The sequence below is a fragment of the Pseudoalteromonas sp. T1lg48 genome (assembly GCF_002964785.1).
GTDB lineage: Bacteria > Pseudomonadota > Gammaproteobacteria > Enterobacterales > Alteromonadaceae > Pseudoalteromonas.
In genome coordinates this window covers 383025-398604 of sequence record NZ_PQCC01000002.1, presented here as the reverse complement: position 1 = coordinate 398604, position 15580 = coordinate 383025, and the positions used below count along the sequence as shown (strand labels likewise).

Sequence of the window (15580 nt, the reverse complement as noted above, 5' to 3'; positions counted from 1 at the left end):
CCACCGTATGAGTTTACTCTGCGGTGGTTTTTTGTTGAATGGCGGTCTATAAGTGTTTAGACTTCTATACATCTATTAAACGTGTGGAGTGGTGCATGACCCTGATCCCCCAGTTACCCAAATTAAACCTCAAAGATAAGGTCAGTGAACAAGAGTGGCGCTTGCGCGTTGATCTGGCCGCTTGTTACAGGCTGGTCGAGCATATGCGTTGGGGCGATTTAATTTACACCCATATGTCGGCACGCATCCCCGGTACCGATGAGTATCTGGTCAATGCCTTTGGTCTAAGCTTTGACGAAGTGACGGCCTCGAATCTGGTGAAGGTAAATCTCAAAGGGGAGGTTTTAGATGAGACGCCACATGAGATTAATCCCGCCGGTTTTACCATCCACAGCGCCATTCATGAAGTACGTGACGATGCCCACTGCGTGATCCACCTGCACACCAAGGAAACCATCGCCGTGGCCAGCGTCGAAGGCGGACTACAACCCTATTCACAGCACTCGATGTTTTCCCTGCCATCCTTGTCGTATCACGAGTATGAGGGGTTAGCGGTTAACGAGGATGAAAAAGCCCGTTTGCAACGCGACCTAGGTAATACCAATCATATGCTGCTGGTAAATCATGGGGGATTAACAGTGGGGCCGACCGTGGGCGATGCCTTTATGCGCTTTTATGATTTGCAACGCGCTTGTGAGATTCAGGTGGCCATACAAAGCATGAAGCAGAACCCGGTAAGGGTTCCTCAAGCCATTATCGACAATATTTATCATCAGGCCAACGTGGTACACAGTGGCAGCACCGGTGGGCAAAAGGCCTGGCCGGCCATGCTGCGTAAGGCCTATCGCCTGGACCCTGGCTTTGCCGAATAAGAAGGAAAGAATATGAAAGTTAATCGCGTTGAAGTTTTCGACATTCACTGCCCAGACCGCCCGGCGTGGACGCCCGTGTTTGTTCGTATTCACACCGATGAGGGCATTAGCGGTGTTGGCGAGGCAGGGTTGGCTTATGATCTCGGCCACAGTGCCGCGGCGGCGATGATCAAGGAAATGGCCGAGGCCTTTTTGATCGGCCATGACCCGTTTCAAACCGAGCTGCTGTGGTCGCGCATGTTGCGTGAAAGCTTCTGGGGATTGGGCGGTGGTCCCGTAGTTTATGCCGCCATGAGCGCGATAGATACGGCACTTTGGGATATCAAGGGCAAGGCGCTAGGCCTGCCTGTGTATCAATTGCTCGGCGGCAAGGTTAACGAGGAGTTGCGCACCTATGCGTCACAGCTGCAATTTGACTGGGACAGCGAGTTTAAAGCCCTGGTGCAGCCGCAGGAATATGCCGAGGCGGCACTCAAAGCCGTGGCCGAGGGTTATGATGCCGTGAAGGTCGATCCCATTCAATACGACAAGCACGGCAACACCTATTATGATCGCACCAAGATTATTTCCCGTGCGGAGATGAAGCTTTATCGCGCCCGTATGCAAGCTATCCGTGAAGCGGTGGGTGATGAAGTGGATATTATCTTTGAATGCCACAGCCTGCCCGGCGCCACATCGGCGATTCAAATTGGTGAAATCGCCGAGGAATTTGACTGTATGTACTACGAGGAGCCGGTAAATTACCTGAATCATTCCTTGCATGCCAAGGTGGCCGATAAGGTGGCCGTGCCTATTGCCGGTGGTGAGCGTTTGTATAACCGTTGGGGGGTACGCCCTTATCTGGAAGATCAGAGCATCGACGTGTTACAGCCGGATATCGGTCTGTGTGGTGGTTTTACCGAAACCAAAAAGGTGTGCGACTACGCCGATATTTTCGATGTACGTATTCAGGCTCATGTTTGTGGTGGGCCGGTGGCGACCGCGGCGTCACTGCACTTGGAGACGGCGATCCCTAACTTCTTAATCCATGAACACCACACCTACGCCATTAAAAAATGGAACCGTGAGTTGTGTATTCAAGACCCACAACCGGTTAAGGGTAAGTTTAAGGTAAGCGAGGAGCCGGGTATTGGTATCGAGCTTAACGATGAGGTGGTGATGCGCTCGGCTCGGGTAGAGATAAAATAGATATTCAAAAATGGGTAAGAAAAAAGCGCCGGTCTTAGCCGGCGCTTTTTTTATTAACGACAAGAAAGAGTCGGTGCGGGCAGGAGTTGCTCACTATTAAGGTGCTGCAAATAACATAGCTCGCCATCGGTGAGCAGCATAAAGCGCTGTGGCATCTCAAGTTGCTTACCCATCAGGGGGTTACCCTGCGCATCGGTAAAGGGCGGCGAATCGAGTACCAAGGAGCTTTTTTGCATAAACACCTCTTCACCGACATTCACTTCCTCGGTGTTCAAGGCCTTCGCGACCAGGGCTGCAACCTCTTGCTGGCTGGGCTCGGTCAGTAATGCCGGGCGCAACTCGTCTTGATTGACTGTGCTGTTACAGCCACTGCTGGTGGCCAGTGTGAGCGCCGCCAGCAGGCTGTGAGGCCAAAACTTACGCATTAGTTTAGCTCCTTAGGTAGGGGAGTCACTACGCGATTATTTTTCAACTGGGTCTGCCAGCGGTTGTCACTGAGGCTGACACCCATCTCAGAGGCTGAGCTTTGCACCGCATAGCCTTTTAAGCCCGCCGCCGTGGTGGGGGCCGGGCAGACGCCAGAGGTTCGATAGCTCAGCGCCGCCGCCAGCATGGCTTCGTTTTTGTCTCCCAGCAGGTGGGTGAAGTCATCGGCTACCGCACACCCTTGTACATAGACGGGGGCTAGCTCGGCATTCGGCGTGTTTTGTGGTGCAAAACCATCGGAGTATTCACCAAAGCCAGCATGGTTTACGCCGGTAAACTGAATGGTGAAGAAGGTGGTGTCGCAGTTATCTGTGGGATAGAAACCGTAAGGCTTACCACAGGTATTACCGCCGATGAGGATAACTTCAAAACCACGCGCTGCAGGGATGCCGCGCAAGCCATTGATCAGCGCTTCACTGGCCGAACAGGTGTTGCTCGAAGAAAGCACAAAGACACGTTCAAGGTTTAAGCTTGGCAACTTGGTGCCCTCGCTGATCCCCGAGTCCGGATCGAAAGCAATATACTCATCAATAAAGGGATAGGGCGTCAGCGGGCTGCCGGTCACCGGGTTGGTGGTTGGGTATTTGTCGTTGAAAATGGTTTTTTCAAAAATAAGGCCACTGGTGTTTTCTGCGCCCGCAACCATATAACCCAGCTGTGCCGCCATGGCCAAATAGCCTCCGCCGTTGTAACGCATGTCGATTACCAGGTCGCTGATGTTGCTACCTGCCAATTGATTAAAGGCATCATACAGCTGGCGTTCCGCCGGGGCATTGTGGTCGTTAAACTGGACATAACCGACGTTACCAGTGTTGGTGGCTATGGTGCTCACATTCATCACCGGATCTTGGATAAATTCGCCGGTTGTCAGGGTGATATTGCGCTCCTCATTTGAACCGACCAATTTAAAGGTGAAGTCGGTTTGTACGCCTTTAGTGCTTGGGAACAGGGCGCTGTTCAGGGCATCAACATCATTGCTGTTGATCATATCGACACCATTAACGGCAACGATTTCCCAGCCGCGTCTAACTCCTGCTGCACTTGCCGGGGTATCAGGCTCGGTGTAACTAACCACCACTTCGCGCGGTGGAGCACTGCGGAGCAGCTTGAAGTTAAAGCCATAGCCCATCACGGCACCGCTTTCCTGCATTTTCTGGTATTCGTCGGTGGGCAAGCTAAAGTGGAAGTTATCCTTAGCCGCTCCGGAGGCGGTAGTGGCATTGGTCTTTAAGGTATTAAAGTAATCGATAACACCAACAATGGAAGCGGGATCGCGATCGGTAATTTCGTCATACCACAAATAGGTTTCATTGCTCCAAGAGCGCAACCAGTTTTTTTCGTCGAGGGCGTTACATTGTCCTTTAAACTGACTCGACGGGGCAAAAACGCCTTGAGTCCAACCGGAAGAAGTGCCGCCGTCGCCGCCGTCAAAACTACCGTCGCCACCGCAGGCGAGCAGTGAGGCGCTCAAGGCGCTAATAAGTAAAGGTTTAATAAGCTGGGTCGTCATAGTGAAATCCATTTTTTAGGTGCTCTGTTACTAACTCTATACTAAAGCGTATGTGGGTGTAAAAAGGAAGTTAAAAGTTGTGATTTCTAGCACTTTCTTGCGGTCTTATCGGTGCAAATTGACGGCCTTTCCTTTAGCATTGGAGCCCATAAGCAGCTGCGAGTCTAAGGTCGCAAAGGTGAGAAAAAAATTAATATTGGCGGCAGCGTTACTAACCGGATTGACGGCGTGTGCCGCAAACGATCAACGCACGGCCGATGCATTGAAATTTCAACATTGGTATTTAACCAGCGTAGATGGTCAAGTGGTCGCTACCAACAACACCTATGTTGGCTTTATTGATGCGCTGCAGTTAAATGGCCACACCGGTTGTAATAACTTTTTCGCCAGCACCAGGGTGGAAGAGCAAAGATTGCAGGTGAGTGGTTTGGGAATGACCTATCGGGTCTGTGAGGGAGAGGCTCAGCGTAACGAGCGTGCTTTACTCAGCACTTTAAAGTCATCGCCCTTACTGCAGGTGGAGAATGAGACCCTGATCTTAACAGGGGCTCATACCCTTACCTTTACCCTGGGCGCTGCGCCTAATCAGTAGGCTCTAAGCCGCAAATAAACGCTCTAATTGCTCGGGTAAGAAGGGGCGTCCCTCGGCATTGACCGAAGTGCCGATAACCTTGGCTTTTAACGCCAGTTTGTCATCGCTGGCGCGATACACATGCTGGATAAAAGCAAACTTGAGGCGGCTTTCGCGCACCATTTCGACGCTGACATAGAACTTATCGCCCGGCACCAAGGAAGCCTTGTAATCCATTTCGCTGCGCACCACCACCAAATTAATGCCTTCTTTGGCCAGAGCCACAAAATCAACATCTTGTGCTAGCAGGTACTCATGGCGGGCGTGTTCTAAGTAGTTGAAGTACACGCTGTTATTAACTATCCCTTGCAAATCGCATTCGTAGTCACGCACTTTCATATCGAGACGAAAAGTCATTATTTTTAATCCTATATTTTTATTTAGCGCTGATGCTAGTATTAGCTGATATGTACATCAAGGCGTAAATGAATATGAGTGAAGTCGCTATTGTAACGGGTGGCAGCAAGGGAATTGGTCTGGCCATTGTAGAAAAGCTGGTAAATCAAGGGTATCGTGTTTATAACCTCGACATTGTCACTTCCGATCTCGGCGAGTATCGTCACTGTGATGTTCGCGATGTGGCCAGTGTACAGCGCGTCATTGCCGATATCTGTGAGCGCGAAGAGCGAGTAGATGTCTTGGTCTGCAACGCCGGTATTCACCGCAGTGCCAACATAGAGCAAACGTCTGAAGCCATGCTTGATGAGGTGATTGCTCTGAATATTAAAGGCGCCTTTGCCGCGACCCAATCCGTGTTGCCTTTGATGCGTGACGCCAAGCGCGGGGCGATTGTGTATATTTCTTCCGATAGGCCTTGGTGGGTAAACGTAACTCCTTCGCATATAACCTGTCGAAAGCGGCGCTCGCTTCGATGGCGAAAACCACGGCGCTGGATTACGCCGAATTTGGCATTCGTGCCAATGCCGTGTGTCCAGGTACCATAGAAACGCCATTATTCCACAGTGCCATTGATAACTACTGTGCCAATACCGGTGCCAATAAGGATGAAGTGGTAGCTGAGGAATCGGCCTTACAACCTTTGGGTCGTTTAGGACAGCCGGAAGATGTGGCCAATCTGGTGGCGTTTTTAGTCAGTGAGGACGCCAGCTTTATCACCGGCTCATTGCAAGTGATCGACGGTGGTTATACGGCGCAGTAACGAGTCTATGACGGCCTCTCTGGCAGCGCTTTCGGCACAGCCCTTGGCAACGCCCGTCTTTGATCCCCATGTGCATTTTTTTGCTTATGGCCGTGGGGATTATCATTGGCTTAAACAACAGGGCCCGCCGTTTTGGCCACAAAAGCGGTGCATTCAACGTGACTTTTCCATGGCCGACCTGATACTCGGGCACGGCCTGGAGTTAAAAGGCGTTGCCCATATCGAAGCTGGTTTCGATAACCAGCATCCCGACAGGGAGTTAAGCTGGTTGCAAGAGCAAGACTTCCAGGGGCCGGCAATCAGTTATGCGGCCATAGACCAAGCACCTGAGGAATTTTACCTAGCCCTGGCGCGGCTGAAATCGCCCTTATTGCGTGGCATTCGTGACATTACCGAAGAGTCCGAGGGCAAACGGCTGTTAAGCCCCTCTGTCGGCCGCAACCTTGTTCATCTTGCCACACTGGGCTTACTTTTTGAGGCCCAGTTTAGCCTTCACGAAGCCGACTTAGCGGCGGCTGTGGTGGCCCATGCTAAGGCCAACCCTGAATTGGAGATAGTGATCAATCATGCCGGTTTGGTGACGCCAGACACCTGGGATGCCTGGTTGGAAGGCCTAAGCCTGTGTGCCACATGCAACAACATCCATCTTAAATGTTGCGGCTGGGAAATTACTTACCCGGATGGTGATATAAATTGGCAGCAAAAGGTGATCCGTACGGCCATATCGCAATTGGGGGAGCGGCGCATTATGCTCGCCAGCAATTTTCCTCTGTGTTTATTCAGTCGCAGCTATCAACGGCTTTGGCAGGACTACCGGGACATGGATTTACCTTATTTCAGTGCCCTGGCGTACAGCAATGCGCACCGTCTCTATACCACCGAGGTGCAACACCCCGGCGTCTAGCACTTCATGTAGATCTCTGGATCTAAATCACGTACATCCACGCTTAAACAATCTGAACGGCGGCAGTAGGTGCGCAAACATTCTAATAATTGACTACTGAGTTGCTGCTTTTGCTCGCGAGTGCGCCCAGCCATAATGTAGGCACATATATGGATAAAGCCGTCCTTACCCTCACCCAATTCATAATGCTGGTAGGCAATGGCACGAGTCTTAATAGTGGCGAGTTCGAAAAGGCCGCTGGCATAGGTGGCTTGATGTATCTTGTCCACTAATACTTGTGGTAGCACCGGCAGATCTTCGGAGTGTTCTATGATGATATGGGGCATGGTAAAACTCGTTAACATTACATAGGTAGCGCCAGTGAGTACTAAACTGGTTTAGCACATTTTTAATAAAATGCCAGTTTCTCCCAGTAAAGCCCGCATTGACTCGACTTGCCAAGCGTTAGCGCCGTTTTACCGAGCGTGTGTTGTCGCACCCGGCTGTTATTTTTAAACTTAGTTGGTATGCTTGCAGGTAAGAACTTAAGTTGCAATAAAAATGATTATGTTGAGCTGGTTAAAACCCTCGCCTTTATTGGCAGAGCAAGAGCAGCAATGGCTCTTGGATACCTTTTTGTGGGCCTTTGAGCATTTTGATGGTGAGTATTTTCGCCAGCATACGCAGTTGGTCCTACCTACCAACGAATTTTTTTCTGGTCAGAGCCATAGTGTGGCACAAATGGCGGAACAGGTTTTTACCCAGGTAAAGCAGTACGCTGGTCTCGAAAAATGGCCCCTGGTGTTGGTCGCCCCCGAGCTAAGTCAGCCGCAACGCTTCCCACGTATGGAGTTTGCCAACTGTTTACGCGGCCCTCAGGCCCATTTAGTCAGTAGCGATGGACAGGTGCAGGTGTCTTACAACCCGCAACAAATCAACCAGCCTCAGGACCTGATTGCCAGCTTTGCGCAAGGCATGGCGCGGGTCATGATTTATCAGGGCGGACAGTTACCTCCGGGCGGCGAACAATATGTGGATGCGGCCACCGAGGTGGTCGCCAGCTTCTTTGGCTTTGGCGTTATGTTGAGCAACACCGTATATCAATTTCGCGGTGGTTGCGGTAAGTGTTACAACCCCTATGCCAATCGCTCCAGTGAGCTGTCCGAGCAACAGCAGGTGTTTTTATTGGCGCTGTTTTGTCATATTAAGGGCATCGATAAAGGGGCGGCGCATCTAAAAGGGCACCTGCGCAGCTACTTTAAAAAGGCGACGAAAACCTTGCGTGCGTTGGCGCAAAACAGCCCCGATCCCTTGTTACTATCTCTGCTCACCAAGGATCAGGCATGAGTTATTGGCCCGAGTTTGCAGCCATAGCCATTGCTCATTTTTTTGCCGTTGCCAGCCCGGGCCCTGACTTTGCTGTGGTGCTAAAACACAGCGTCAGTTATGGTCGCGCCAATGGCCTGGCAACCAGTGCCGGGGTGGGCGCCGGTATTCTGGTTCATATCCTTTACTGCTTGCTCGGCGTTGCCTTACTGATCTCTCAGGCGCCGACCTTGTTTATGGTGTTGAAGTACCTGGCCGCCATGTATCTTGGTTACTTAGGCATCCAGGCGCTGCGTAGCAAGCCGGCGAAGACCGATTCTGAGCAGACTCAACCGCAACCGTTATTGCACCAGAACTTGCTGGTGGCCTTTCGACGTGGCTTTTTAACCAATGCCCTTAATCCCAAGGCGACTTTGTTTTTTCTCTCGCTCTTCACCCTGGTGGTATCGGTACAAACACCAAAAATGGTGCAATTGGGCTATGGTCTGTATATGGCCTTGGCAACCTGGGCCTGGTTTTCTTTGCTCTCTCTGTTGCTCTCGAAGCAACAGGTTCGGGGATTTTTTAATGCCAAGGGGTTTTGGTTTGACCGCGCCATTGGTGTGGTATTGATAGTGTTAGCGATTCAGGTGGTGTTGTTATGACACAATATTATTTTGCATTCGGTTCCAATATGTCGGCACAACGTCTTGGCGAGCGTTTGCCAGAAGCAGAGCGCGTCGGGGTGGCGCACTTGCGCGATTATCGCCTAGGTTTCGATATGCTGAGTCTTGATGGCTCGGGAAAATGTACCATTCACCGCGAAAGCGGAGCCAGCGTTTATGGTGTACTTTGGCTGCTCGACGCTGAGCAGCAGGAGTCGTTGCATCGCATTGAAGGGCCGCGCTATGACGTAGAGTACATTGAGGTGACCCTAGTCGAGCAGCAGCAACAAATCAGGGCCTATTGTTATATCGCCAACACCCTGGATCGGGTGGCCTTGCCTTTTGATTGGTATGTTCAGCATGTGTATCGGGGTGCCCAAGAGGCGAGTTTGCCACAGCACTATATTGCTGAAATCGCCCGCCAAGCCAGTATTGAAGATCTTAATCGCGAGCGGCACCTGCGGGAGATGCAGATCCACGCCGACCAGGCGGATAAGGGCAACAATTAGGGCGTTAAGTAGCCGCCGCCATATCGGGATTTAGAAGTAACTCAACAAGGAATAATAATGAAATTTAAAACTCTGCTGCTATGTAGTGCAGTGCTGCTGGGGTTTAATAATCCGGCGCAAGCCAAGCTCGAAGAACAAAAAATTACCGCCGCCATTGAGCAATCCATGGCCCGCTTCGATGTGCCAGGCATGGCCGTGGCCGTGGTGGCAGAGGGTGAACTCGTCTATGCCAGGGGTTTTGGTGTACGACACCTTGATAGTAAAGAGCCGGTGACTGCCGACACCCTGTTTGGCATAGCTTCAAATACCAAGGCTTTTACCAGTGCGGCCTTGGCCATGCTGGTGGATCAAGGCAAGTTAAGCTGGGATGACAAGGTCATCGACCATCTTCCCGAGTTTCGTCTTTATGACGCCTATGCCACCCGTGAGATGACCATTCGTGATTTGCTCAGTCATCGCAGTGGCCTGGGATTGGGGCAGGGCGATCTGATGATTTGGCCAGACACGGATAAATCGGTGGACGATATCATTGCAGGTCTGCAGTACCTTAAACCGCAATCCAGTTTTCGTAGCGCCTATGCCTACAACAACCTGATGTTTGTGACCGCCGGGGAGGTGGTGGCGCGGGTCAGCGGCATGAGCTGGCAGGACTTTATCGAGCAAAAGATGCTAACACCGCTGGGTATGAAGCAGTCGCGCGCCGGCTTTTCCCGTATCGATGAAGATAATGACAACTATGCCACCGGCCATATTCCTTTAAACGGCAAGCTCCATCCCTTCTTCGTTAATTATTTGGAAGATTTTCGCGGTGCCGGCGCCATCGCCTCTAACGTGAAAGAAATGAGCCTGTGGTTAAATACTCAGCTTAACGCTGGGGTCATGGCCAATGGTGAAAGCCTGTTTAGCGCCAAACAACAACAGCAAATGTGGCTGCCGCATATTAATCGTCCCGTTAGTAAGGCGGCTTTTGCGGCCTCGCGACAACAGTTTAGTGGCTATGGCTTAGGTTGGTCGATCGTCGATTACCATGGTTATAAACGCGTCGGTCACGGCGGCGGCATTCTTGGTATGGTATCGCAGGTTTCGCTGTTGCCAGAGAAAAAGCTAGGTGTCGTGGTGCTGTCAAATCAGCAGGCCTTTGCGGCGCTCTCGGCGGTGACCGAAGAGATCTTTGAACAAGCCCTGGAGCTTGAAGATAAAGACTATGTGGAGCGTTTTGCCGAGCGTCACTTCAAAGGCAAGGAGCAGGCCTATGGCAGTGCTAAGCCAGCATTAGTCGAGGACTATCAAAGCGCTTTACCGCCTATCTACTATACCGGTACCCTACAGGATGCCTGGTATGGCGATGTGGTGATCGAGCAACTCGATGGTAAGCTGCGCATTGACTTTACCCACACTAAGCGCTTAAAGGGTGAATTGCAGCATCACAGCGGCAATACTTTTGTCGTCAAGTGGGATGAGCCATTGCTTGAGGCCGATGCCTTTATCCACTTTACCCTGGATGAGCAGAATAAGGTCAGCAGCGCGAAGATGCACGCGGTGTCTACCGAGATCACCGATTTCAGCTTTGATTTTCGCAACCTGGATTTACGCCCGAAAAAGTAGCCTCGATAGTTATGGAACGCTGCTAATAGCGAGCTACTCGCAAGCTACTAGCGAGCTAACACCAAAGTCGCAGGGTCATGGCCCTGCGACTTTGTTAAGCTGTTGATAAAAGTGTTTAATGTAGCCAGCCTATGTCCCGTATCGCCGTTATCACTCATCCTGCCTGTCGTCGCCACCAAATGGGCAGCGATCATCCCGACTCACCCGCTCGCCTTGATGTTATTCAAGACCGCCTACTCGCCAGTGGCCTGGACTTGGAAATAGCGCAATTACAGGCGCGTAAGGCCGAGCGTCAGGACTTTCTCAGTGTTCACTCCGAGCAGTTAGTGTCCTTGGTGGAGCAACGCATACCGGATATTGGTTATGCCGACCTCGATGGCGATACGCGCTTGTGTCCCGAGTCCATGCAGGCCATAGAGCGGGCCGTTGGGGCTGGCTTAACGGCGGTTGATGAGGTTTTGGCGGGGAATATCGATGCCGGCTTTTGTGCGGTTCGTCCGCCCGGCCATCATGCCAGCCGAGAGCACAGCGCCGGTTTTTGCGTTTACAACAACCTGGCTATCGCCGTGCGTTACGCGCAGCAACAGGGAATACAACGCATCGCTATCTTGGACATAGACGTGCATCATGGTGATGGCACCCAAAGCATCTTTGCAGATGAGCGCAATGTATTGCTGTGCTCCTTGTTCCAAAACCCTCTCTATCCTAATCCCGAGCCGGTCGAGAGAGCCAACCTGATCCAATCGCCCCTGCCGCCGGCCAGCGACGGTGATGACTTGCGCCGCCTGGTCGAAAGTCAGTGGCTACCGGCCTTAACTCATTTTGCCCCGCAACTGATCTTTGTCTCCGCCGGCTTTGACGGTCACCTTGAAGACGATATGGCGGCACTCAAATTTGTCGAGCAGGATTACGCCTGGTTCAGTCAGCGTATCGGCGAGTTTGCCAAGGCTCATGGCGTGCTGGGCATAGTGTCATTCTTGGAAGGGGGTTACCATTTATCGGCCCTGGCCCGCGGTGTGGAGCATTATCTGCGTGGGCAACTGGCGGCCTATGAAGGGCTTTAACAGCCCGCTACCCATTTAGTCGTCGAGCAAAGGCCAGATCTGACTCTCATCCTGAAGCTGTAACTTAGCCACGCAGCAATGTCCCTCGGCGCTTAAATAATCCTGTACGGCCATACACAGCCGAGGCCATTGGCGGTCGATGGGCTGGCCCTTTGCATCAAAGTAGTGATGACGGCTATCGAGGACAAAGAGCAGGTGGCCGTTATCCGCGGCCTTAAGCTCCTCGGCATTCTGGCACAGGGTAATAAAGTCTGATTCAACGGCCAGCACCGGGAAATCTAAACTGGGCATTTTTTGTCCTAGGTCAAGCTCTGTAAGAACAGTATTCATTAGTATCGTGATGTTACAATCAGCAGGATAAACAATGCAACTGAGTACAAGGGATTACAGGGTCAAGGACGCACGAACCTCACCGCTTTATTTTTGTGCGCCAACACAGGATGTATTAACCGTAGTTGCCTTGATGCGTCAATACAATGTCAGCGCCATAGCCGTGCGTGAGCACGATAAGGTGGTGGGCATTTGGACCGAGTCTGATTGTGTGCGTATGCAGTCCCAAAACCAGGGGGATATCTGCCAGCCGATCAGTGAGCTGATGTCTACACCGGTCCATTGCATCGACAGCGAAGATAAACTCAGTGATGCGGCGCTAAAGTGCGCCAACCTTGGCATTCGTCATCTGCTGGTAGTCGACCCAAATGGGCAGCCGAGTGGCTTGTTGTCCCTGGGGAATATCGTCGACAGCCAGGGCCTTGAGCATTACCTTCATTTGAAAATCATCGGCACGCATTTTGACCGCCATGTGCCTTGTGTGCAGGGGGACAGTACCCTGACCCGGGTGGCCCAGCAAATGGCTAAATCCAACACCCATGCGGTGTTGGTTAAGCACCAGGGGGAGCTAGGCATTATCACCGCCGCCGATGTGCTCGATATGCTGCTGTGCAGCGATAAGCAGCAGCCTTGCTGGCAATATGCCAGTACCGAGCTGGTGACGGTGACCCCCAAAGACACCTTGCTGTGTGCTTATCATAAACTGCATCAGCACCGTATTCGCCATCTGGTGGTGGTCGACAATCAAAGCCGCTGCGAACTGGGAGTACTGACGCTAAAACATATCAACACGGAAATTGAATCGACGTATTTAACCGAGCTGAGGGCGGTGTTGGCCGAACGCGACTCGGCGCTGCAGGCGTCAAAAAAGGACCTCTATCTGGCCAACAAAATCATTGCCGCTTCCTTGGATGGCATCATGATCACCGATCACTGCGGCGTTATTTTGCAGGTCAACCCGGCCTTTAGCCGCTTGACCGGGTATAGTGCCGAGGAAGTGGTGGGCAAGACCCCCAAACTCTTGAGTTCGGGCCACCATGGTGAATCCTTTTACCACGCCATGTGGCAGACCCTGGCTCGTGATGGTGTCTGGCAGGGAGAGATACATAATCGTCGTAAGGACGGCGATACCTATGTGGAATGGCTGACCATTATCGCCATTCAAGAGCAGGACGATGAAAACCTGGTTTATGCGGGTATTTTTACCGATATCACCGAGCGCAAGGCGGCGGAGCGAAAGATTGCCAAGTTGGCCTATTTTGATGATTTAACCGGGCTGCCCAATCGCCGACTCTTTAAGGACCGCCTTAGCGTGGCTCTGGCGCATAGCCAGCGACAGCAACAGCGCTTAGCGGTGATGTTTATCGACCTGGATCATTTTAAAGGGGTCAACGACAGCCTCGGGCACAGCATAGGCGATGAGCTGTTAAAACAGGTGGCGCAACGTCTGCAACACTGTGTGCGCAGCGGCGATACCCTGGCGCGTTTGGGCGGCGATGAATTTACCCTGTTGCTTAATGAGGTGGACAGCGTCGACGAGGTGATCCGCTGCGCCGAGGCGGTGTTGGCGCAATTTAATGCCAGTTTCTCATTGGCGCAAAAGAGCATTACAATCACCACCTCCATCGGCATTTCCCTCTACCCGGATGATGGCGGCTCAATGGAAACCCTGCTCAAGCATGCAGATGTGGCCATGTACCGCAGTAAGGATCTTGGGCGTAACTCCTACCAGCTCTATAAGGCCACCATGAATGCCCGCTCATTAGAGCGTCTTACCATGACCAGTCGTATTAAGCAGGCATTGGAGAAGAATGAATTTGCCTTGCACTTACAGCCGATACTTCGCGCAGAAGATGGTGTCTTGGCCGGTGCAGAAGCGTTGATACGCTGGCAGGACCCGCAACTGGGTATGATCCCCCCGAGTCAATTTATCCCCCTGGCCGAAGAGCTGGGTCTTATCACTCATATTGACCGTTGGGTGATAAATCAGAGCTGTGCCTTACTGGCGCAGTGGCAGCAAGATAAAGGCTGGCAGGGGCGCCTGGCCATTAATATCTCGGCGGCGCACTTTTGTCAGGATGGCCTGGTAAAAGCTCTGCGCGAAGCCATTGCCCGTTATCAAATCGATGCCACGCAGTTGGAGTTGGAGATCACCGAAAGCAGCTTTATTCAGTCTTTTACGCGAGCCAAACAGGTGTTGTTGGAGCTGAAATTATTGGGGGTGAAGATTGCTTTAGATGATTTTGGTACCGGCTATTCGGCGCTCAGTTATTTAACCAAGTTACCCATAGATAAACTGAAAATAGACGCCAGCTTTGTCGCCAAGGTGCCCGATGAATATGGCAATAGTGAGATTGTCAGTGCCATAGTGGCTATGGCGAAAAACTTGAATTTAACCCTGGTAGCCGAAGGGGTGGAAAAGCCCTGCCAGCATCAATTTTTACAGCAGTTGCATTGCGACTATCTGCAAGGCTTTTTACTGGGTAAGCCTTGCAGTAGCGAGGAATTTGCTAGGCGCTATAGTCTACTTCAACCTCATACGCCCCAAATTTGCGAATGTTGATGACGCCGGTATCAAAGATAAGGTATTGACCCTTAATCCCCAGTAGAACACCACTTACCTGAGGCTCTTTATCGAAATTAAAGGAGCTGATTTTGCTTGGGTAGGTTTCCACTGGGTAGGTGATGTTAACCACTTCTTCATCCAACACTTCCACGGCGGTGGCACCGAACAACTCGGCCAATTCATCCAATTTAGCTTGGATCTGTGGTAAGAGTTCGTCCCGCGCGGCGAGTAGGTCAACCTCAACCTGGGTGCCTTTGAGCATATTACGCCAATTGGTTTTATCGGCGATAAACTCTGCCAGGGCAACTTCCACTAAACCGGATTGCAAACGTGTTTGCACCCTGATAATAGGCAAGGCCGCGGTTGCGCCCTGATCTATCCAGCGGGTAGGGATCTGGGTATGACGGGTAATACCCACCTTGAGTCCCGAGGTATTCGCCAGATACACATAGTGGGGGATCATGCAGTTTTCTTCGCCCCATTGCGGCTCGCGGCAGGTACCTTGGTCGTAGTGACAGGTTTCAGGCTTCATAATGCACATATCGCAGCTGGCAAGCTTGCGCATACACACAAAACAATGCCCCTGAGAGTAGCTCTTTTTGGTTTTTTTACCGCAGCTGGAACAGAAAATATTACCGCTATAGGTTAAGGTCAGGGTTTTACCTATCAGCTCATTCAGTGGTAATAGTTCGTCGCCAACTGGAAGTTGGTATTGCACCGCCGGGTTCTGCTCATCGCCCAGCTGGGTTTTCATTTTCTTTAAAGTGCCTTGCATGTTACGCCCCAATGGCAAAAGTATGGGCTTAT

At 51.6% G+C, this 15580-nt stretch carries 16 protein-coding genes and 1 pseudogene; 11 read left to right on the top strand and 6 right to left on the bottom strand.

The features are described 5' to 3' along the window. Nucleotides 1–104: 104 nt before the first annotated feature. Nucleotides 105–872: a class II aldolase/adducin family protein gene (locus C2M29_RS03645; RefSeq protein ID WP_105188630.1), complete on the top strand. Its 768-nt coding sequence runs from the start codon at nucleotides 105–107 to the stop codon at nucleotides 870–872. A gap of 12 nt (nucleotides 873–884) precedes the next feature. Then, nucleotides 885–2060, top strand: a complete 1176-nt coding sequence (locus C2M29_RS03640) for a mandelate racemase/muconate lactonizing enzyme family protein (protein ID WP_105188437.1) — start codon at nucleotides 885–887, stop codon at nucleotides 2058–2060. Between the two features lie 53 nt (nucleotides 2061–2113). Here C2M29_RS03640 and C2M29_RS03635 read toward each other — a convergent pair whose 3' ends face one another. Both C2M29_RS03635 and C2M29_RS03630 read right to left on the bottom strand, forming a co-directional pair. Then, the gene (locus tag C2M29_RS03635) at nucleotides 2114–2485 is read right to left on the bottom strand and encodes a hypothetical protein (RefSeq protein WP_105188436.1); all 372 of its coding nucleotides are present in this window, start codon (nucleotides 2483–2485) and stop codon (nucleotides 2114–2116) included. Further along, nucleotides 2485–4068 carry a S41 family peptidase gene (locus C2M29_RS03630; RefSeq protein WP_105188435.1) on the bottom strand — a complete coding sequence of 528 codons (1584 nt, stop codon included), beginning with the start codon at nucleotides 4066–4068 and terminating at the stop codon, nucleotides 2485–2487. Before C2M29_RS03630 ends, C2M29_RS03635 begins: the two co-directional genes overlap by 1 nt. Before the next feature lie 166 nt (nucleotides 4069–4234). Here C2M29_RS03630 and C2M29_RS03625 point away from each other — a divergent pair, with 166 nt between their 5' ends. Next, a complete protein-coding gene (locus C2M29_RS03625) occupies nucleotides 4235–4648 on the top strand; it encodes an META domain-containing protein (protein ID WP_158684641.1) in 414 nt (137 codons plus the stop codon). A 3-nt stretch (nucleotides 4649–4651) separates the two neighbouring features. Here the strand turns inward: C2M29_RS03625 and C2M29_RS03620 are convergent, their stop codons facing one another. Beyond that, nucleotides 4652–5044: an acyl-CoA thioesterase gene (locus tag C2M29_RS03620; RefSeq protein WP_105188433.1), complete on the bottom strand. Its 393-nt coding sequence runs from the start codon at nucleotides 5042–5044 to the stop codon at nucleotides 4652–4654. A gap of 74 nt (nucleotides 5045–5118) precedes the next feature. On the opposite strand from C2M29_RS03620, the pseudogene C2M29_RS03615 reads away from it, so the two are divergent. Both C2M29_RS03615 and C2M29_RS03610 read left to right on the top strand, forming a co-directional pair. Continuing rightward, nucleotides 5119–5846: pseudogene (locus tag C2M29_RS03615) on the top strand (SDR family NAD(P)-dependent oxidoreductase). Nucleotides 5847–5853: 7 nt separating this feature from the next. Beyond that, nucleotides 5854–6750, top strand: a complete 897-nt coding sequence (locus C2M29_RS03610; RefSeq protein WP_105188432.1) for an amidohydrolase family protein — start codon at nucleotides 5854–5856, stop codon at nucleotides 6748–6750. On the opposite strand, the gene C2M29_RS03605 is transcribed toward C2M29_RS03610, so the two are convergent. Next, nucleotides 6747–7076, bottom strand: a complete 330-nt coding sequence (locus C2M29_RS03605) for a 5-carboxymethyl-2-hydroxymuconate Delta-isomerase (protein ID WP_105188629.1) — start codon at nucleotides 7074–7076, stop codon at nucleotides 6747–6749. The genes C2M29_RS03610 and C2M29_RS03605 overlap by 4 nt on opposite strands. Nucleotides 7077–7296: 220 nt before the next feature. On the opposite strand from C2M29_RS03605, the gene C2M29_RS03600 reads away from it, so the two are divergent. From C2M29_RS03600 to C2M29_RS03580, 5 genes are all read left to right on the top strand, one after another. Beyond that, nucleotides 7297–8076, top strand: coding sequence for a hypothetical protein (locus tag C2M29_RS03600; RefSeq protein WP_105188628.1), 780 nt, complete (start codon nucleotides 7297–7299; stop codon nucleotides 8074–8076). After that, a complete protein-coding gene (locus tag C2M29_RS03595; RefSeq protein WP_105188431.1) occupies nucleotides 8073–8699 on the top strand; it encodes a LysE family transporter in 627 nt (208 codons plus the stop codon). Before C2M29_RS03600 ends, C2M29_RS03595 begins: the two co-directional genes overlap by 4 nt. After that, complete coding sequence (locus tag C2M29_RS03590; protein WP_105188430.1) at nucleotides 8696–9208, top strand: gamma-glutamylcyclotransferase family protein; 513 nt, start codon at nucleotides 8696–8698, stop codon at nucleotides 9206–9208. The genes C2M29_RS03595 and C2M29_RS03590 overlap by 4 nt, the downstream gene beginning before the upstream one ends. A 57-nt stretch (nucleotides 9209–9265) precedes the next feature. Continuing rightward, complete coding sequence (locus C2M29_RS03585; RefSeq protein ID WP_105188429.1) at nucleotides 9266–10813, top strand: serine hydrolase; 1548 nt, start codon at nucleotides 9266–9268, stop codon at nucleotides 10811–10813. Between the two features lie 131 nt (nucleotides 10814–10944). Continuing rightward, on the top strand, nucleotides 10945–11877 hold the full coding sequence (locus C2M29_RS03580; RefSeq protein WP_105188428.1) for a histone deacetylase family protein: 933 nt from the start codon (nucleotides 10945–10947) through the stop codon (nucleotides 11875–11877). A gap of 15 nt (nucleotides 11878–11892) precedes the next feature. Here the strand turns inward: C2M29_RS03580 and C2M29_RS03575 are convergent, their stop codons facing one another. After that, entirely contained in the window at nucleotides 11893–12168 is a 276-nt protein-coding gene (locus tag C2M29_RS03575; RefSeq protein WP_105188427.1) for a hypothetical protein, read from the bottom strand. Nucleotides 12169–12241: 73 nt separating this feature from the next. On the opposite strand from C2M29_RS03575, the gene C2M29_RS03570 reads away from it, so the two are divergent. After that, nucleotides 12242–14770: an EAL domain-containing protein gene (locus C2M29_RS03570; protein ID WP_105188426.1), complete on the top strand. Its 2529-nt coding sequence runs from the start codon at nucleotides 12242–12244 to the stop codon at nucleotides 14768–14770. On the opposite strand, the gene C2M29_RS03565 is transcribed toward C2M29_RS03570, so the two are convergent. Then, entirely contained in the window at nucleotides 14718–15548 is an 831-nt protein-coding gene (locus C2M29_RS03565) for a DUF2797 domain-containing protein (RefSeq protein WP_105188425.1), read from the bottom strand. The genes C2M29_RS03570 and C2M29_RS03565 overlap by 53 nt on opposite strands. Nucleotides 15549–15580 lie beyond the last annotated feature (32 nt).